The organism is Macromonas nakdongensis, assembly GCF_002837145.1.
GTDB classification, from domain to species: domain Bacteria; phylum Pseudomonadota; class Gammaproteobacteria; order Burkholderiales; family Burkholderiaceae_C; genus Macromonas_B; species Macromonas_B nakdongensis.
The window spans coordinates 14,947-32,876 of the sequence record NZ_NWMV01000032.1; the positions used below are offsets into that span (position 1 = coordinate 14,947).

At 62.9% G+C, this 17,930-nt stretch carries 16 protein-coding genes and 2 tRNA genes; 13 read left to right on the forward strand and 5 right to left on the reverse strand.

Annotated elements, in window-relative coordinates; all coding sequences use genetic code 11:
- Positions 1-26: 26 nt before the first annotated feature.
- The 3 genes from CON77_RS06030 to earP form a co-directional block, all read right to left on the reverse strand.
- Positions 27-923 (reverse strand): LOG family protein, encoded by an 897-nt coding sequence (locus tag CON77_RS06030; protein ID WP_101048229.1) that lies wholly within the window; start codon positions 921-923, stop codon positions 27-29.
- Between the two features lie 70 nt (positions 924-993).
- Complete coding sequence (gene efp, locus CON77_RS06035) at positions 994-1,548, reverse strand: elongation factor P (RefSeq protein WP_101048230.1); 555 nt, start codon at positions 1,546-1,548, stop codon at positions 994-996.
- A gap of 84 nt (positions 1,549-1,632) precedes the next feature.
- Entirely contained in the window at positions 1,633-2,742 is a 1,110-nt protein-coding gene (earP, locus tag CON77_RS06040) for an elongation factor P maturation arginine rhamnosyltransferase EarP (protein WP_101048231.1), read from the reverse strand.
- Between the two features lie 68 nt (positions 2,743-2,810).
- Between earP and uvrC the strand changes: the two genes are divergently transcribed.
- From uvrC to CON77_RS06080, 8 genes are all read left to right on the forward strand, one after another.
- Positions 2,811-4,814 carry an excinuclease ABC subunit UvrC gene (gene uvrC / locus CON77_RS06045; protein WP_101048247.1) on the forward strand — a complete coding sequence of 668 codons (2,004 nt, stop codon included), beginning with the start codon at positions 2,811-2,813 and terminating at the stop codon, positions 4,812-4,814.
- 60 nt (positions 4,815-4,874) lie between these two features.
- Positions 4,875-5,444 (forward strand): CDP-diacylglycerol--glycerol-3-phosphate 3-phosphatidyltransferase, encoded by a 570-nt coding sequence (gene pgsA, locus CON77_RS06050; RefSeq protein ID WP_101048232.1) that lies wholly within the window; start codon positions 4,875-4,877, stop codon positions 5,442-5,444.
- Positions 5,445-5,459: 15 nt separating this feature from the next.
- Positions 5,460-6,353 carry a DMT family transporter gene (locus tag CON77_RS06055; protein WP_101048233.1) on the forward strand — a complete coding sequence of 298 codons (894 nt, stop codon included), beginning with the start codon at positions 5,460-5,462 and terminating at the stop codon, positions 6,351-6,353.
- 7 nt (positions 6,354-6,360) lie between these two features.
- A complete protein-coding gene (locus tag CON77_RS06060) occupies positions 6,361-7,455 on the forward strand; it encodes a tartrate dehydrogenase (protein ID WP_101048234.1) in 1,095 nt (364 codons plus the stop codon).
- A gap of 64 nt (positions 7,456-7,519) precedes the next feature.
- Entirely contained in the window at positions 7,520-7,792 is a 273-nt protein-coding gene (locus CON77_RS06065) for an HU family DNA-binding protein (protein WP_101048235.1), read from the forward strand.
- A gap of 14 nt (positions 7,793-7,806) precedes the next feature.
- Positions 7,807-7,882, forward strand: a tRNA-Val gene (locus tag CON77_RS06070).
- Between the two features lie 63 nt (positions 7,883-7,945).
- Positions 7,946-9,868, forward strand: a complete 1,923-nt coding sequence (locus CON77_RS06075) for a SurA N-terminal domain-containing protein (protein WP_101048236.1) — start codon at positions 7,946-7,948, stop codon at positions 9,866-9,868.
- A gap of 44 nt (positions 9,869-9,912) precedes the next feature.
- Positions 9,913-9,988, forward strand: a tRNA-His gene (locus CON77_RS06080).
- Positions 9,989-10,072: 84 nt separating this feature from the next.
- Here CON77_RS06080 and CON77_RS06085 read toward each other — a convergent pair.
- Together CON77_RS06085 and CON77_RS06090 are read right to left on the reverse strand one after the other, a co-directional pair.
- A complete protein-coding gene (locus CON77_RS06085) occupies positions 10,073-11,092 on the reverse strand; it encodes a cation diffusion facilitator family transporter (RefSeq protein WP_101048237.1) in 1,020 nt (339 codons plus the stop codon).
- Between the two features lie 316 nt (positions 11,093-11,408).
- Complete coding sequence (locus CON77_RS06090; RefSeq protein ID WP_101048238.1) at positions 11,409-11,660, reverse strand: 2Fe-2S iron-sulfur cluster-binding protein; 252 nt, start codon at positions 11,658-11,660, stop codon at positions 11,409-11,411.
- Positions 11,661-12,350: 690 nt separating this feature from the next.
- On the opposite strand from CON77_RS06090, the gene CON77_RS15110 reads away from it, so the two are divergent.
- From CON77_RS15110 to CON77_RS06110, 5 genes are all read left to right on the forward strand, one after another.
- Positions 12,351-13,265, forward strand: coding sequence for a retron St85 family effector protein (locus CON77_RS15110; RefSeq protein WP_157826852.1), 915 nt, complete (start codon positions 12,351-12,353; stop codon positions 13,263-13,265).
- Positions 13,262-14,191 carry a retron St85 family RNA-directed DNA polymerase gene (locus tag CON77_RS06095; RefSeq protein ID WP_101048239.1) on the forward strand — a complete coding sequence of 310 codons (930 nt, stop codon included), beginning with the start codon at positions 13,262-13,264 and terminating at the stop codon, positions 14,189-14,191. Before CON77_RS15110 ends, CON77_RS06095 begins: the two co-directional genes overlap by 4 nt.
- Positions 14,188-14,967, forward strand: coding sequence for a hypothetical protein (locus tag CON77_RS06100; RefSeq protein WP_157826853.1), 780 nt, complete (start codon positions 14,188-14,190; stop codon positions 14,965-14,967). The genes CON77_RS06095 and CON77_RS06100 overlap by 4 nt, the downstream gene beginning before the upstream one ends.
- Before the next feature lie 311 nt (positions 14,968-15,278).
- The gene (locus CON77_RS06105; protein ID WP_101048241.1) at positions 15,279-16,436 is read left to right on the forward strand and encodes a replication initiation factor; all 1,158 of its coding nucleotides are present in this window, start codon (positions 15,279-15,281) and stop codon (positions 16,434-16,436) included.
- A 216-nt stretch (positions 16,437-16,652) separates the two neighbouring features.
- On the forward strand, positions 16,653-17,699 hold the full coding sequence (locus CON77_RS06110; RefSeq protein ID WP_101048242.1) for a tyrosine-type recombinase/integrase: 1,047 nt from the start codon (positions 16,653-16,655) through the stop codon (positions 17,697-17,699).
- Positions 17,700-17,930: the final 231 nt, after the last annotated feature.

Sequence of the window (17,930 nt, forward strand, 5' to 3'; positions counted from 1 at the left end):
GGCCGGCCTGTGGCAGGCCGGGTGGTTCAGTCGCAGCCGCAGGCGTCGGGCAGGTTGTAGAAGCGCTTGATGCCTTCCCAGGCCTGCTCGGGGGCGTCCACGTACTCGAACAGGTCCAGGTCTTCGGGCGAGATGGCACCTTCTTCGACGAGCACGTCGAAGTTGATCAGGCGTTTCCAGTATTCGCTGCCGAACAGGAAGATCGGCACCGGCTTGGCCTTCTTGCATTGCACCAGGGTCATCACCTCGAACAACTCGTCCAGGGTGCCAAAGCCGCCGGGGAAGGCCACCAGGGCCTTGGCGCGCATCAGGAAGTGCATCTTGCGCAGCGCGAAGTAGTGGAACTTGAAGCACAACTCCGGGCTGATGTAGGGGTTGGGCTCCTGTTCGTGCGGCAGCAGGATGTTGAGGCCGACGTTGAGCACCCCGCGGTCGTGTGCGCCGCGGTTGGCTGCTTCCATGATGCCGGGGCCCCCGCCGGTGGCGATGTAGAGCTGGTCTTCGCGCGGGCAGCTTTTGCTGTAGTCGGCCACCAATTGGGCGAAACGGCGCGACTCGTCGTAGTAGTGCGCGTTGCGCACCATGGCCTGGGCCCGGCGGATGGCGGCCGCGTCACCGCCGAGCTGGGCCTGGGCCAGCAGTTGCTGGGCTTGTGCGGGTTCGCGAAAGCGGGCGCTGCCGAAGACCACGATGGTGTTGTCGATGCCGTGTTCCTGCTGGGCCAGGTCGGGTTTGAGCAGCTCCAGCTGGAAGCGGATGCCGCGGGTTTCGCGGCGCAGCAAAAATTCCGGGTCGGCGAAGGCCAGGCGGTAGGCGTCGGCCTCGAGTTTTTGCTGCCCATCCGACATCAGGTGCATTTCGACGGCGGCGTCGGCCAGGCGGCGGGCGTTGAGCTGGTGGGTCTGGTTGTGGTTCTGGTCCATGGTCGGTCCGTTGAGCGGGCACAAAAAAAGGCTCCGCAGAGCCTTTGGGATTGCAAAACGCGTGCCGCGTTCAGACGCGTTTGCGGTATTCGCCGGTGCGGGTGTCGATTTCGATGCGGTCGCCCTGGCTGACGAACAGCGGCACCGGGATTTCAAAGCCAGTGGCGATCTTGGCGGGCTTGAGCACCTTGCCGGACGTGTCGCCCTTGACGGCGGGTTCGGTCCAGGTGATTTCGCGTTCCACGCTGGTCGGCACTTCCACGGAAATGGCCTTGCCTTCGTAGAACACCACTTCCAGCGCCATGCCGTCTTCCAGGTAGTTCAGGGCATCGCCCATGTTGCCGGCTTCGACTTCGTACTGGTTGTAGTCGGCGTCCATGCAGACGTACATCGGGTCGGCGAAGTAGGAGTAGGTGCACTCCTTCTTGTCCAGGATCACGTTGTCGATCTTGTCGTCGGCGCGGAACACGACTTCGGTGCCCATGTTGCTCAGCAGGGCTTTGAGCTTCATGCGCACGGTGGCAGCGCCGCGACCGCCGCGGGCGTATTCGGTTTTCAGGACGATCATCGGGTCCTTGCCGTGCATGATGACGTTGCCGGCGCGGATTTCTTGAGCGATTTTCATGGTGTTTCCAGACGTTGAGCCGCTCTGGCAGGGGCAGGGCCTCGGCGTGCGGCGGTGGGCGAGTGTCTCGCAAAACCCGACATTTTATCTTTTTTCGGTGACGAAACCGAGGAGCTGGCTGCTCAGGTCGGCCTGTTGCAGCAGGCGCTCGCGCGCCTGGCACACCGCGGCGCGCCAGCGCGCCAGGGTGGCGTGGCCCAGCCGCGGGGCGCTGGCGTGGCCGATGCCGTTCCAGTGGTGGTGCATCTGGCGCAGGTCGGGTGGGGCTTGCAGCCAGTCCAGGAAGGCCTCGAGTTTGGCGTGGTGGGCGTGGTCGTCCTGGGGGTAGATCTGCCAGACGAAGGCCTGGCCGGCCCACAGCGCGCGCACCAGGGAGTCTTCGCCGCGCACGAAGTTGAGGTCGCAGGCCCACAGGGTGTGGTCGAAGGCGCTCTGGGGGCAGTGGGGCAGGGCGGTCCACTGGGCGGTGGCGGGCAGGGCCGAGCGGGCGGCGTCGAAGGCGGCCAGGGCCCGGCCCGGGGCCACGCGCCAGTGGGCGTGCGCCAGGTCGGGGTGGCGCAACAGGCCGGGCAGGGCGGCGGGTTCGTAGCAGAAAAGCGAGACGGTGGGGCCGTCGCCGGAGGGTGGCGTCGGTCCGGTGGGGGGCGGCTGGTGGGTGGATGCGAAATTGTCGCGCCGCTGCATCAGATCGGACTCGCGCAGCAGGCCGCCGGTGGACGGGGTGAAACCGGGGTAAAAAAACCATTTGAGCCGCCCGCTCAGGGGTCCGCTCAGCACCGGCGAGGGCAGGCGGTGGCAGCGTTCCACGTAGGATTCGGCGCTCAGGTATTCCAGATTCAGCCACACCCCCTGCGCGCCTGGGCGGTCGGGCAGCAGGGCCTGCACCCACGCGGGGGCGATCTCGCAGCCAAAGGCTTCGATCAGCACATCGCCCGGGGGCAGGCGGGGGGGCGGTGCGGCGGTCGTGCGTGGCCAGGTGCGCACTTCCACCCCCGCCCAGGCGCCGGCGAGCGCACCAGGGGCCATCCACGCCAGGGGGCTGGGGTCGTCCACCCACAGACGCACGGTCTGGCCGCGGCTGGCCAGGTCGGCGCTGAGGCGCCAGCACACGCCCAGGTCGCCCCAGTTGTCGATCACGTGGCAGAAGATGTCCCAGGTCAGTCGGGGCAGGGGCGGGGTGTGCGTGTCGGGCATGGCGCCCGATTGTGCCTGTGCCCCGGTCCTGCTGCGCGGTCGGCCCGGTGCCACAATCGCACACCACCATGACGACGCAACACCCCGAAGAACTGCTCCTGGCCGTGGCGGCCTTGCCCGGCCTGCCCGGCGTGTACCGCTATTTCGACGCGGCCGGCCTGTTGCTCTACGTGGGCAAGGCGCGCGATCTGAAGAAGCGCGTGTCCAGCTATTTCACCCGCAGCCACGACGGCACGCGCATCGGCCACATGGTGAGCAAGATCGTGCGCATGGAAACCACGGTGGTGCGCTCCGAGGCCGAGGCGCTGCTGCTGGAAAACAACCTCATCAAGACCCAGCAGCCGCGCTTCAACATCCTGTTTCGCGACGACAAGAGTTACCCTTACCTGAAGCTGAGCGCCAGCACCTGGTCGCGCCAGACGCCGGTGGCGCCCGCGCAGGCGGCCGGGACGGCGCTGCCGGAGCATTACCCGCGCATGTCCTACTACCGCGGAGCGGTGGAAAAGCGCCACCAGTACTTCGGGCCCTACCCCAACGCCTGGGCGGTGAAGCAGACCATCCAGCTGCTGCAGAAGGTGTTCCGGCTGCGCACCTGCGAGGACACGGTCTTCAACCACCGCACCCGGCCCTGTCTGCTGTTCCAGATCAAACGCTGCAGCGGCCCTTGCGTGGGCTTCATCGCCCCCGCCGATTACGCCGACGACGTGCGCAGCGCCAGCGCCTTCCTGCGCGGCGAAACCCAGACTGTGCTGAACGAACTGGAGCGGCGCATGCTGGCACACGCCGAGCAGCTGGCCTTCGAGCAGGCGGCCGAGGTGCGCAACCAGATCAGTGCCCTGTCTACCGTGCTGCACCAGCAGGCGATGGAGAACACCTCCGACCAGGACGTGGACATCCTGGCGGTGCGCGTGCAGGGGGGGCGGGCTTGTGTCAACCTGGCCATGGTGCGCGGTGGCCGGCACCTGGGCGACCGCGCGTATTTTCCGGCCCATGTGGAAGACGGTGCCGTGCTGGCCGCGCTGGACGAGTGGGAGGGCGAGGTGCTCACCCCGGCGACCGCGACCGAGGTGGCCGCCGTGCCCGCGACCACGCTGGAGCAGCGCGTGCTCGAAGCCTTCATGGCCCAGCACTACACCGGCGTGGCACCGCCCCCGGTGCTGGTGTTGGGGGCGGCGGTGTCGCCACGGTTGCTGGAACTGCTGACCGAGCAGAGCGGCATCCGGCTGCACCCGGTGTTCAACCCGCGCGAACACCGCCGCGCTTGGCTGGACATGGCCCAGCAGAACGCCGACATCCAGCTCACCCGGCTGCTGGCCGAGGAGGGCTCGCAGCAGGCCCGCACCCGGGCACTGGCCCAGGCGCTGGACCTGCCCGAAGACGGCCTGGAGCAGTTGCGCATCGAGTGTTTCGACATTTCGCACACCTCCGGCGAATCGACGGTGGCGTCCTGCGTGGTGTTCGAGGGCCACAAGATGCAGAGCGCGCAGTACCGGCGTTACAACATCGACGGCATCACCCCGGGCGACGACTACGCCGCCATGCGCCAGGTGCTGCAGCGCCGCTACGGCAAGTTGGCTCAGGCCCTGCGCGATGCCGGCGATGCGCACAAGGTGGGTGCCCAGCGCCTCCCGGACATCGTGCTGATCGACGGTGGCAAGGGCCAGGTGGGCGTGGCGCGCGAGGTGTTCGAAGGCCTGGGGCTGGACCTCGGTCGGCTGGTGGGCGTGGAAAAAGGCGAGGGCCGCAAGGTCGGCCTGGAGGAGCTGGTGTTTGCCGACGGCCGCGAGAAGGTCTACCTGGGCGCCGATTCGGCCGCGCTGATGCTGGTGGCGCAGATCCGCGACGAGGCGCACCGCTTTGCCATCACCGGCATGCGCGCGCAGCGGGCCAAGGCCCGCACCGGCGGCAGCCAACTGGAAGACGTTCCCGGCGTGGGGCCCAAGAAGCGGGCGCGCCTGTTGCAGCGCTTTGGCGGGGTGCGCGGTGTGGCGTCCGCCAGTGTGGACGATCTGGCCACGGTCGAAGGCATTTCGGTCGAGTTGGCCGAGGCCATCTACCGCGCGCTGCACTGAGCAGCCTGGGCGACAGCGGGGCGCGCCGGACACGCCGCAAAGCCCCGCATAATGGCGGCCATGTTCTTCAACCTGCCAACCCTGCTCACGTGGGCGCGCATCGCCGCCATTCCCCTGATCGTGGCCGTGTTCTATTCCGCAGGGTTGTCGGTGGGCATGCAGAACCTGGTCGCGACCGTGCTGTTCGTGCTGTTCGCCGCCACCGACTGGGCCGACGGCTACCTTGCGCGCAAGCTCAACCAGACCTCGTCCTTCGGCGCCTTCCTCGACCCGGTGGCCGACAAGTTCCTGGTGTGTGCCTGTGTGCTGGTGCTGGTGCACCTGGATCGCGCCGACGTGTTCGTGGCCCTCATCATCATCGGCCGCGAGATCGCCATTTCGGCGCTGCGCGAATGGATGGCCATGATCGGAGCCAACAAGAGCGTGGCGGTGCACATGGTCGGCAAGCTCAAGACCACGGTGCAGATGGTTGCCATTCCCTTCCTGCTCTACGACGGCCGGGTGCTGGGGGTCATCGACACCCGGCTCTGGGGCACGGTGCTCATCTGGGTCGCGGCCGTGCTGACGGTCTGGTCCATGGTCTATTACCTGCAGAAAGCCCTGCCCGAAATCCGGGCCAAGGCGCGCTGAGTTTTTCACGGCTTCATGGCGTCCTCTTCCCACGACAACGGCTGGCTGCGGGCCATGCCTGCGGTGTTTGTGCTCATCTGGAGCACGGGGTTCATCGTGGCGCGCTACGGCATGCCCCATGCCCCGCCCATGACTTTCCTGGCCTGGCGCTACGCGCTGTCCATCGCCTGCTTCCTGCCCTGGATCTGGCTGGCCCGGGTGCGCTGGCCGCAGGACAGCCGGCAGTGGCTGCACCTGAGCGTGCTGGGCGTGCTGATGCACGCCGGCTACCTGGGGGGCGTGTGGGCGGCGGTGAAGGCGGGCATGGGCTCGGGGCTGTCGGCCCTGGTGGTGGGCTTGCAGCCGGTGCTGACGGCGGTCTGGCTGTCGGCCACCGGCGGCCAGGTGAGCCGCCGGCAATGGGCCGGCTTGGCCCTGGGTTTCACCGGCCTGGTGCTGGTGGTGTCGCGCAAGTTCGGCGGCGGTGGGCCGGGTGACACGGCCAGCTGGCTCAACCTGGGCTTCGCGGTCATCGCCCTGTTCAGCATCACCGTCGGCACCTTGTACCAAAAGCGTTTCGTGCAACCCTGCGACGTGCGCAGCGCCAACACCGTGCAGTTGCTGGCGGCCCTGGTGGTGACCTTGCCGCTGACCTGGCTGGAAACCGAGGGCATAGCCTGGAACGGCCAACTGGTGGGGGCGCTGGCCTGGTCGGTGCTGGGGCTCACTTTGGGCGGCAGTTCCTTGCTCTACCTCTTGATCCAGCGCGGCGCGGCGGCTTCGGTGTCCAGCCTCATGTACCTGGTGCCGCCCACCACTGCCCTGATCGCCTGGGTGCTGTTCGCCGAGCCCATCACCGCCGCGACCATTGCCGGCACCGCCCTGACCGCCATCGGGGTGAGCCTGGTGGTGCGCCCGGCCAAAACCTGACAACGCCATGAGCACCCACCGCATCGCGGTCATCGCCGGCGACGGCATCGGCCAGGAGGTCATGCCCGAGGGGCTGCGCGTCATGGAGGCGGTGGCCAGCCGTTTCGGCATCGATCTGCGCTTCGACCACTTCGATTTTTCCAGCTGGGCTTACTTCGAAAAGCACGGCCAGATGCTGCCCGACGACTGGAAGGCGCAGATCGGCGGCCACGACGCCATCTACTTCGGCGCGGTGGGCTGGCCCGAGAAGATTCCCGACCACATTTCCTTGTGGGGCTCGCTGCTGCAGTTCCGGCGCGAGTTCGACCAGTACGTCAACCTGCGCCCCGCGCGCTTGATGCCCGGCATCGTGGCGCCCGTGGTGCGCCGTGACGGCTCGCCGCGCTTGCCCGGCGAGATCGACATGATGATCGTGCGCGAGAACACCGAGGGCGAATACTCCAGCATCGGTGGGCGCATGTTCCCGGGCACCGAGCGCGAGATCGTGGTGCAGGAAACCGTGATGTCGCGCGTGGGCGTGGACCGGGTGCTGAAGTTCGCCTTCGAGCTGGCGCAGAGCCGCCCCAAGAAGCACCTGACCAGCGCCACCAAGAGCAACGGCATCGCCATCACCATGCCCTACTGGGACGAGCGCGTGGCTGAAATGGCGCGGGCCTACCCGGACGTGGCGGTGGACAAGTTCCACATCGACATCCTGACCGCGCATTTTGTGCAGCGGCCAGATTGTTTCGACGTGGTGGTGGCCAGCAACCTGTTCGGCGACATCCTGAGCGACCTCGGGCCGGCCTGCACCGGCACCATCGGCATCGCGCCCAGCGCCAACCTGAACCCGACGCGTCAGATGCCCTCGCTGTTCGAGCCGGTGCACGGCTCGGCGCCCGACATCGCGGGCCAGGGCATCGCCAACCCCATCGGCCAGATCTGGTGCGGGGCGATGATGCTCGACTTTCTGGGCCACCGCGCCGCGCACGATGCGGTGCTGGCGGCCATCGAAACCGTGCTCGACCCGGCCCACGGTGGTCCGCGCACGCCCGACATCGGCGGCCGGGCCCGCACCAGCGACCTGGGTCGGGCCGTGGCCGAGGCCCTGTGTGCCGGTTGAGGGTCGGGGCCACTAGAATCCTGGGCTGTCGCGTCACAGCCCATCCAATGGAAAGAGCACAAGAATGAACAAGGCGGAGCTCGTCGAACACATCGCCACCACGGCAGACATATCCAAAGCCTCGGCCGCGCGCGCGCTCGAAGCCACCCTGGACGCCATCGGCGCCACCCTGAAGCAGGGCGGCAGCGTGTCCCTGGTGGGCTTTGGCGCCTTCAGCGTGACCGAGCGTGCCGCGCGCACCGGGCGCAACCCCAAGACCGGCGAGGAGGTGCGCATCGAAGCCGCTAAAATCCCCAAGTTCAAGCCGGGCAAGGCGTTGAAAGACGCTATCATCTAAAGTTCTGGTCTTCGGGGTGCTTAGCTCAGTTGGTAGAGCGGCGCCCTTACAAGGCGTAGGTCGGGGGTTCGAGCCCCTCAGCACCCACCACCCGAAACCACCTCCAGCGAAGGCGAACCCAGGTTCGCCTTTGCCGTTTCAGACAGGGCGCTCATGTTCGATTTTTTCCGCAACAACATCAAGCTGTTCATGGGCTTGTTGATGGTGTTGATCATCCCGTCCTTCGTGCTGTTCGGCATCGAGGGTTACAGCAGCTTCCGCGAAGGCAAAGACGTGGTGGCCACGGTGGGCAAGCAGGACATCACCCGCCAGGAATGGGACGCCGCACACCAGAACGAGGTGGAGCGCATGGCCGCCAGCATGCCGGGCATGGACCGCGCCTTGCTGGACAACGAGGGCACCCGCCGCGCCACGCTGGAGCGCCTGGTGGACCAGCGCGTGCTGACGCTGGCGGCGCAGAAGGGCATGTTCCTCACCTCCGACCAGCGCCTGGCGCGCGAGTTGACGCAGGACCCCAACATCGCCGCCTTGCGCAAGCCCGATGGCACGCTCGACGTGGAGCGTTACCGCGAACTGCTGCGCGGCCAGGGCCTGACCCCCGAGATGTTCGAGGCCAATGTGCGCAGCGATCTGGCCCGGCGCCAGGTGACGCAGGGCGTGCTGGCGTCCAGCTTCGTCACCGAGGCCAGCGCCCGCACCGCCTTGCAGGCCTTTTTCGAGCGCCGCGAAGTCCAAGTGGCCTGGTTCAAGCCCGCCGATTTCCGCGCCAAGGTGCAGGTGTCCGACGCCGACGTGCAGCAGTACTACGACCAGAACACCCAGGCCTTCCGCACGCAGGAGCAGGCCGATGTGGAGTACCTGGTGCTCGACCTCGACGCCGTGGCCCGCAATGTGCGCCTGAACGAAGCCGACCTGCGCGCCTATTACGAACAAAACAACACCCAGTTGGCCCAGCAGGAACAGCGCCGCGCGCGCCACATCCTCCTGACCGTGGCCCCGGGCGCCTCGGCCGAGGACAAAGCCAAGGTGCGGGCCCAGGCCGATGCCCTGCTGGCCGAATTGCGTCAGTCGCCCGACCGTTTCGCCGAACTGGCCAAGACGCGTTCCCAAGACCCGGGTTCCGCCCAGCGCGGTGGCGACCTCGACTTCTTTGCCCGCGGGGCCATGGTCAAACCCTTCGAGGAGGTGGCCTTTGGTCTGGAGAAGGGCAAGATTTCCGATGTGGTCGAGACCGAATTCGGCTTCCACATCATCCAGGTGACCGACGTGCGCCGACCGGCGCCCGAGCCGTTCGAACAGGTGCGAGCCAAGCTGACGGCCGAGCTCTCGCGCCAGCAGGCACAACGCCAGTTCGCCGAAGTGGCCGAAGATTTCAGCAACCTGGTGTACGAACAGGCCGACAGCCTGCAGCCGGCGGCCCAGAAATTGGGCCTGACCGTGCGCAAGGCCAGCGCCTTGTTGCGCACCGGCCCGCAAGACCCCAAGGCCGATGCGGTGCTGGCCAACGCCCGCGTGCTGTCCACCGTGTTCGGCGACGACGCTCTGCGCCAGAAGCGCAACAGCGAGGCGATCGAGGTCGGGGCCAACCAGTTGGTGTCCGTCCGGGTGGTGGAGCACCGCCCGGCCCAGACCCAGCCTTTGGCGAGCGTGGCCGCACAGGTGCGCGAACGCCTGGTGCAGCAGCGCGCCCAGGAAGCCGCCCGTACGGAGGGCCGGGCCCAGCTGGCCGCCTGGCAGGCCGTGCCCGCCAGCGCCACGGCCCTGCGTGCGCCGGTGGTGGTGTCGCGCAACGACACCCAGGGCTTGCCGCCCGCGGTGGTGGCCGCTGCGCTGAGTGTGCCGGCCGGTGCCAGTACCGCCGCCTGGACCGGGGCCGACCTGGCCGCAGAGGGCTTTGCCGTGGTGCGGGTGAACAAGGTGCTGGCACGTGAAGCGATCGACGACGCCCGGGCCCGCCAGGAGCGCGAGCAACTGGCCCAGTTGTGGGCGCAAACCGAGGCACAGGCTTTCCTGAAGGCCTTGCGTGCCCGCTTCCAGGCGAAGATTCTGGAGAAAAAGAAGGAAACGGCGGGCTGATCTTCGAAAACCGCTGCATTTGCGGCTTATAATTTGAGGCTGCGGTGGCTGTAGCTCAGTTGGTAGAGTCCAGGATTGTGATTCCTGTTGTCGTGGGTTCGAGTCCCATCAGCCACCCCAAGTAAATCAAGCACTTAGCCCGGTTCGCCGGGCTTTTTGCTTTCCGGGCCCGTATTTTGATGGGGCATTTGTAGGCCAGCCATTTCAATGCGTGTGCCCTTCGCCTTTGAGGTGGTGGTGCTTTTCTGCACGATCTCTTCCGGTTTGATCGCAGGCACCGGTGTGTGGGTGGTGCCCCGCGTGGCCTGCGCCTGAACCGCGGCTCCACTGGCCGCAAGGCTCGGTGAACGGGGTGTTCACCACCTGCAAAGTGGTGTGGGTGATGTCGAAGCGTTCGTGCAGTTGCACGGTGGCCTCTTGCAGAAAGGCGTCGTCGGCCCGACCGCCCGGCATCACCAGTTGGGCCGTCAGCGCCACTTGCGAGGTGTCCATGCCCCAGATGTGCAGGTCGTGCACCTGGCTGATGCCGGGCAGGGCGGCGAGGTAGTCGTGCACCGCCTGCGGGTCCACGCTGTCGGGCACGCCGTCGAACAGCAGGTGCAGCGATTGGCGGAACAGGCTCCAGGTGCCCCAGAGAATGACCGCCGCGATCAGCAGGCTGACCACCGGGTCGAGCCATCCCCAGCCCATCCACCAGGCGAGCCCGCCCGCCACCACCACACCGGCCGACACCAGGGCGTCGGCGGCCATGTGCAGAAACGCGCCCCGGATGTTGAGGTCGTGCTCGCCTCCGCGCACGAACAGCAGGGCCGTGGCGGTGTTGATGACGATGCCCACGCCGGCCACCAGCATGATCGTCAGGCCCTCCTGGTCTGTGATGGGCGGAGGCGCGAGCAGGCGCTCCGCCGCTTCCCAGGCCAATGCGCCCATGGCCACCAGCAGCAGCAAGGCGTTGGCGAATGCGGCCAGGATGCTGGCTTTTTTCCAGCCGTAGGTGTGGCGGGCGTTGGGCTGGAGTTTGCCAGCCAGTGCACCACCCCAGGCCAGTACCAGTCCGGCCACATCGCTCAGGTTGTGCCCAGCATCGGCCAGCAGAGCCAGGGAGTTGCTCTTCCAGCCGTAAAAAGCCTCGATCGCCACGAAGCCCAGGTTGAGGCAGATGCCGATGGCAAAGGCTTTGTCGAAATCGGCGTGGGCGTGGCTGTGGTGGTGTCCGCTGCTCATTCGGTGTCGCTTTCCGGCCCCTGGAGGGCCTTGCTCGGTGCCCAAAACGGGCCGGTGGTGTCGGGGGTAGGCAATCACCCCGGGCAAACCTGCCAAGGGTGATTCTGAAGCAGCATTACCGAGAATGCGATGAATCTGCACCGTCGGTGCGGGTGCTCTGGACGCTGCGCACGGTGCTGGTCCTCCCAGCCCTTGTGCGCAGCGGCTGTCCCCGCCGAACGTGGTCAAGCTTGTGGACAACTGCTGGGCAAGCACCGCAAGTCGTTGTCCGGAAGGCATTATTTCGGGCTGCTCAAAGAACGGGCAGCCTGTGGCCTCACCCCGGCAGGACGGTGATGTCGCTCGCAGGTCGGGCGATGCAGGGCAGGCAATAGCCATCGCGCTTCTCTTCGAGGCTCAGGCCGGGCCAGGGCACGTCGTAAACCACCGTGCCCTCTGTCAGGCGGGCCAGGCAAGTGCGGCATGTGCCGTTGCGGCAGGAGACCGGCCAATCGACGCCCGCCTGTGCCATGGACGCCCATAGGCTGCGCGCAGCGACCGCCGCAAACGTTTCGCCGGTGTCGGCGATTCGGCCTTGAAATTACTTGGGCGGTGGACGGACGTCTGCGTTCATGGCCTCAGCATACGACGCAATTCTTGCGCCGCCCATAAGGGCCCACTGGAGTCGGGTCCAGTGACCCTGCAACAAGTTCACAACCAACTCCAGAAGGCGGTGCGTCGGACTCAGCAGCGCGAGGAGCGGTTGGAGCCAGAGTGACCGTCCCGCTGATGCGCACCTGCTTGACGTCCATGGGCAACGGGCTCTGGGTGTTTCAGTCAAAAATGACTCGAAATCCCTGGGCCATGGCTGCAGGGTGGCTACATCCAAATGATTCGGGCAAGAAAAAGCCACCGCTTGGGTGGCTTTTGGTTTTAAGTTGTTGTTTGACTTAGAGATTTTTGGCTCCCCGACCTGGGCTCGAACCAGGGACCTACGGATTAACAGGGGTTTAAAACACTTATTTTTCAATAACTTAGGCTCGCCTTCGCTCGCCATCTGGCGTGCACTCCCGCCAACTTTGTCACGCCTTGCACAGTCCAGGCGAAGGCAGCATCAACAAAATGTGATATAAAAGCGACTCAATTACGCGTTTGGTAGCAGTCAAAGTAAGGCGCTATCTGAGTCGGGCGATTCGCTAGACCGCAATGAGGTGTACGTCATCAACGACACGGAAACGGCCCCGGGGCCGTTTCCGTGTCTATTCAAAGGTAATTGACTTTGGCTAAAGGTGCCGCTGAGCTGCTTTCGGAGCATATCGACCCCTCGGATACGAGGATCCAAAAGCTTCCTGACTTCATCCTCGTGTTTGGCGGCCCGCTTGGAAATCCGCGAGACTCTGCTCGCCAGCTTTTCCTAAACTGGATTGACATTCATCGCGCAGACCTTAGCGAGTGGGTAATCAAGCCAGAAGACTATCAGGATTGGAACAATCTCGATGGATATCAGAATCTTATCGATTTTGAGCGTGATGCAATTTGCTTGACACGCGCAGTAGTCCTTTTCTCTGAAAGCCCTGGCTCTCATGCGGAGCTGGGAGCATTTTGCATGGACCCTATGCTTTCCGAGAGACTGTTAGTCGTGATTAGCGAGCAACACTACAATGCAGGCTCGTTCATCGCAAAGGGGCCAATAAAAAAAATAGAATCACTTAACGATGATTCTGTTTGTACAGTTACCGACATCAAATATCCAGGCATCGACAATGAAATGCCAGGCATCATTGACTCGCTCGACAACAAAATCAAGAGTCTACCGAGAACAATGCAACTCGACCTGGAGAGGAAAAGAGATCAATTTTTACTGATTGCCGACTTGATCGAACTATTCGGATCATTAACAATCACTGAAATGCATGAGCTCTGTCGAGTTGCGGGATTCAACACGACAATTCCACACATAAAATCCATGTATGGACAACTTGAGCGATTCGGAATAGTTGCGTCAATAAAAAAATATACGCAGCGATACTATATCCCTACGGCCCGGCGGTTCAGTTTTCTTAACTACAAAGGAAAAACCGCCAATGGAAAGTTTGATCGACTACGATTCAAAACAACCGTCACATTCCCTTGGCTAAGCGCCGACAAGAAAAGATTTGAAGCTTACTGCAACATTCACGGGGAGGCCGCATGAATGTATTAGAGCTACTTCAAAAAAAGCTTCCCCTCAGCCGCAGCGAACTTCTCTTACTGATTGCCACTGCACCCAACAGATATAAGGTGCACACGATTGACAAACGCCACAATCGAGGCAAGCGGGTAATTGCACAACCGACAGCTGAAGTAAAGGCATTACAAAAGCTGCTGCTTGGCATATTAAGAGGCAAGCTGCCAGTGCACAGTTGCGCCAAAGCCTACCAACCCGGAACTAGCATCCGTGATCATGCGCTGCCGCATGCACCAAATCGATACTTACTGAAGCTTGACTTCAAAGATTTTTTCCTCTCAATCAAAGGCGGGGACTTTTCCAGCCACATCAAGAGGCACCTCGATATTCCAGATGTCGAAATCGAGATTTTTACCCACGCATTTTTTTGGACGCCAAAAAAAACAATGGATTTCGTGCTGGCAATTGGCGCCCCCAGCTCACCTTGGATATCAAATACAATTCTATTTGAGTTCGACGAACTACTAACAGATTATTGCGACTCGAAAAATGTTAAGTACACTAGGTATGCGGACGACCTAGCCTTTTCAACGAACACCCCACACGTCCTGAAAGACGTTCATGCTTTTGTTCAGGATATTTGCAAAGAAATTGCATATCCGAGACTAAATATCAACGAAAGCAAAACAGTATTCACATCGAAGAAAAATAGTAGAAGTCTTACGGGCCTCATATTATCGAATGAAGGCTCCGTCTCAATCGGGCGAGCAAAAAAAAGAGAAATTCGAGCAATGGCACACAAGTATCAGATTGGCGCACTCGACTTGGAATCTACGCTCCATTTGCAGGGATTACTTGCTTTTATGCAATCGATTGATCCTGACTTCAACCAATCCATCGCCCGGATGGTTGGAAACGACCGTTACCTAACGCTAACTAAACAACTCCAATGAAAAAGGAGTATGGAAAACTCACCCCGGCGCAATTTGCTGAATTGATTCAGTTTGTCCCTACGCTTCTTAAACTGATTGATGACCTCGGGAAGCACATGGCCTCCGTCTCTGGGTCGCGGTTTGACGACGTAATGACGGGTGATTACGGCGATTACTGTCACATTTACGAGACGCCGTTCATCCACCATCTTTCAGTGGTGATAGTTGCACTGAATCGTCACGGTGATGTGCATGCGATGTCGGGGGCTTCAGACCCACAAGAGGCCGTACTGGAAGTCCTCCGAACCTTAGACCAGGTCGAGGACGATAGGCCGTTGCACGAGGCTTTCGATGAATCGACAGCACTAGCGTTGATTTACGCGTTGGGCCGTACCGTAATCAGCATATCCACCTACGGTCGCAGCATTTCTGGTTTGCTGGACGACGTCCGCGAGCGTAACGACCAGGGAGCGTTGTTCAAGGCCGTCCGCATGGATCGGGCGGTCATCGGTTGCCCTACGGCCATGCGTCTGATTTCTCGTGCGCAACTGCGCGACAACAAGGCCTTCTTCAAGCGCCTGCGCAGTGCCTTGGCAGGTCCTGGCAAGAAGCAGTGGGAGGGCAGAGAGCCGATGCGCTACGCCTTCATCCTGCTCAACGAGATGGGCGTTCAGCTCACTGAGGCTGAGCTGGAAACTTTGATGGTGGACGTGCTCAAGGCCTACCCCAGAAACCCCGGCGCCCGCAAGAACCTCCGCGCCCAATACCAGCAGTTCCGCAAGTACAAAACCATCTGAAATAGCGGTTTTGAGATGGTCGCCCGTTTGGAGCGTCGTGTATTCAATCGGTAACCGTTCCAGGAAGCCAACGTGGCATGCCTGGCGCGGTCAAAGGTTGAATCATGTCCCGCAAACTCTCTCACGCTGGCCGGTTGGCTGGCGTTCCCCTGTCCCCCACACCAACCGATGCGGATTCGCGGCCCGACGCGGCAGCGGCGAGCGGCGAATCCGCTTCGGCACCGGGTGCGACGCTCAGTAACACAGCACCCTATAACTGCAATGGGGGAGAGCAGGGGAGTTCTTTACCCTCGGTTCCTCACGGGTTTCGCTTGCTGCGGCTCGGCATCGACAGCCTGTACCTGTCCTTCTCCGGTGAACTCACCTCCACGGCCCTGGATGCCTTGTCCCGCCTCAAGGCGCTGGCCCAGTCCGAACACCTGGAAGAACAAGCCAAGGCCCAGTACCCGCTGGCCGGTCACGTCTTCATCGTGTACGACAAGGGCGAGCGCAACTTCCCCTTTGTGATCGAGGACGGGGCCTACCGCATCAAGTTCTCACGCTCCACCAAAAAGCTGCCCATGGCCTACGTCAAGGTGTCGGCCCACTACCTGGCCCACAAGAGCGTCCAGACCATCCACGAAGAGCTCCAGGGCATCTTGAGCGAGTTGGGCAGTACGGGCCTGCCCCTGGTCAGCCGGATCGACCTGGCGGCCGATTTTGCTTCCACCCTCTCAATGGAAAGTTGGGGCCGCAACGCCTGGATCACCCGCGCTTGTGACATCGACGCGTATTCCAAAGACCAGCACTTCACCGGCTGGGCCGTGGGCAAAGGTGGGGCGGTGTCGTGCCGCCTGTACGACAAGACCCGAGAAATCCAGTGCAGCGGCAAGACCTGGCTGTTTGACCTGTGGCGTCCGTCCGGGTGGGTCGAGGGTGAAACCGTGTGGCGGCTGGAGTTCCAGCTCAAGCGCGACTTCCTCAAGACCCGAGGCCTGGACCATGTGCCTCAAGTCCTCGCTGCCCTGAGTGGCCTGTGGACCTACGCCACCACCGAGTGGCTGCGCCTGTGTATTCCCAACCCCGACGATGCCACGCGCTCCCGTTGGACCACCCATCCCCTGTGGCTGTGCCTGGCCGGGGTGGACTGGGCCAGCCCCCAGACCTCGCTGGACAAGATCGATCTGCGGCGCATCCCCGGCGAAGACTGGCTCAAGCGGCAACAGTTCGGCTTGCTCACCACCACCATGGCCCTGCACCAGATCGACGACCACCACGAGGCGGCGAATCACCTGTTGAGCGTGACTTACGAGCATTACGACCGCGTGGCCCTGCGCGACGGTCTGACGTTCCAGGAATACCTGCTGGCCCATGCCCGCAAGAAGGCGCGTCTGTTCAGCACCCTGGTCAACGCCCCTGGCCTGGTCGATGAAATGAAAGAACGCCACGAGCAGGACAACCCCTACCGCAAGGCCTCGCGGGGCGAATGAGGGCGAGATGGACGATGAACACCTCCCTTTGCCGCCTGTGCGTTGCCTGTCCAAAGAACAGGCCGCCCTCTACCTGGGCATCGGTGTCACGCTGCTGGCCCAGTTGGACGTGCCCCATGTGCGCTTCGGGCGGCGCTGCGTGTACGACCGCCTTGACTTGGATGCCTGGCTCGAAGACCATAAGGGCGAGCGAAGGCGGGCCGGAAAGGAGGACACATGGCCCGTCCTGAAGGCATCTACCGGCGACCGGATTCCAGTCACTGGTGGATCAACACGACGCTCCCCAACGGCCAAAGAGTACGCCAAAGCACTGGGACTCAAGAACGAAGTGAAGCCGAAGCGCTGCTAGCCAAACTCAAGCTGGACGCGTACCGGGAACACCACTTCGGGGTGAAACCCCAGCGCAGTTGGCAAGAAGCCGTGATTCGGTACCTGGAACTGAAGAGGACACTGAAGAGTTTTGCAGACGTGCAACGGATTTGCCGCCACCTGGACCGCTACCTGGGCGCGCTCACACTGAACCAGATCAATGGGGACGTGATTTGGCGCATCGTCCAGGGCGAGCTCCACAAGGGCAACAAACCCGCGACGGTCAACCGCTACTTGGCAACCATCCGCAACTTGCTGCGCATGGCCCGCGACGAGTGGCAGTGGATCGACACGTTCCCCAAGATTCGGCTGCTGCCCGGTGAAGTGGAAAGGGACCGCTGGTTGACGCGAGAGGAAGCGGAACGCTTGATCCGCTGTTGCCCGCCTCATCTGGCCGCGCTGGTGCGGTTTGCCCTGGCCACAGGGTGTCGCGCTGGCGAGATCACGGGCTTGGAATGGAATCGGGTGGACTTGAACCGCAAGACCGCCTGGTTGAACCAGACCAAGAACGGCACGCCACGGGGAGTACCGTTGAATGAAGATGCGATTGAGGTATTGAGAGAGCAGATCGGCAAACACCTGCGGTTTTGCTTCACGTACTTGGGCCAGCCCTTGCGGGCGGACGTGACCAACACGGCCTGGCACAACGCGTTGAACAAAGCTGGCATCGAGGACTTCCGGTTCCACGACTTGCGCCACACCTGGGCGTCTTGGCATCGACAGGCGGGCACGTCTTGCGATGAACTCAAGGACCTGGGCGGCTGGAAGACGCGGAGCATGGTGGACCGCTATGCCAAGTTTGCCACCGAGAACCTGTTGTCTGCGGCGACCCGGATCGAACGGGGTCGGGTGGGCGGTAACGTGATTGCGATGTCACGTTCCTGTCACGGCTGAAAAGACAAAAGGCCTGCAATTGCTTGCAAGCCTTTGTTTTGATTGGCTCCCCGACCTGGGCTCGAACCAGGGACCTACGGATTAACAGGCAGTAGGCCCAGATTTGATAAGGCTTTTATCATTTCTGGATTTCTGTCCTAAGGCCAAAAAAACTTAGCAAAATCATCGCTTTACAAGTCTTTCGCTCGCAGAGCTGCGTTAGACTGATAACTGAACCGCCCCGGGAATTGA

Coding starts and splice junctions, on each gene's coding strand:
- CON77_RS06095 (WP_101048239.1), top strand. CDS start 13,262: ATGAATGTATTAGAGCTACTTCAAAAAAAGCTTCCCCTCAGCCGCAGC.
- CON77_RS06110 (WP_101048242.1), top strand. CDS start 16,653: ATGGCCCGTCCTGAAGGCATCTACCGGCGACCGGATTCCAGTCACTGG.
- CON77_RS06055 (WP_101048233.1), top strand. CDS start 5,460: ATGGCGTCCTCTTCCCACGACAACGGCTGGCTGCGGGCCATGCCTGCG.
- CON77_RS06060 (WP_101048234.1), top strand. CDS start 6,361: ATGAGCACCCACCGCATCGCGGTCATCGCCGGCGACGGCATCGGCCAG.
- CON77_RS06065 (WP_101048235.1), top strand. CDS start 7,520: ATGAACAAGGCGGAGCTCGTCGAACACATCGCCACCACGGCAGACATA.
- efp (WP_101048230.1), bottom strand. CDS start 1,548: ATGAAAATCGCTCAAGAAATCCGCGCCGGCAACGTCATCATGCACGGC.
- CON77_RS06085 (WP_101048237.1), bottom strand. CDS start 11,092: ATGAGCAGCGGACACCACCACAGCCACGCCCACGCCGATTTCGACAAA.
- uvrC (WP_101048247.1), top strand. CDS start 2,811: ATGACGACGCAACACCCCGAAGAACTGCTCCTGGCCGTGGCGGCCTTG.
- earP (WP_101048231.1), bottom strand. CDS start 2,742: ATGCCCGACACGCACACCCCGCCCCTGCCCCGACTGACCTGGGACATC.
- CON77_RS06075 (WP_101048236.1), top strand. CDS start 7,946: ATGTTCGATTTTTTCCGCAACAACATCAAGCTGTTCATGGGCTTGTTG.
- CON77_RS06100 (WP_157826853.1), top strand. CDS start 14,188: ATGAAAAAGGAGTATGGAAAACTCACCCCGGCGCAATTTGCTGAATTG.
- CON77_RS06030 (WP_101048229.1), bottom strand. CDS start 923: ATGGACCAGAACCACAACCAGACCCACCAGCTCAACGCCCGCCGCCTG.
- pgsA (WP_101048232.1), top strand. CDS start 4,875: ATGTTCTTCAACCTGCCAACCCTGCTCACGTGGGCGCGCATCGCCGCC.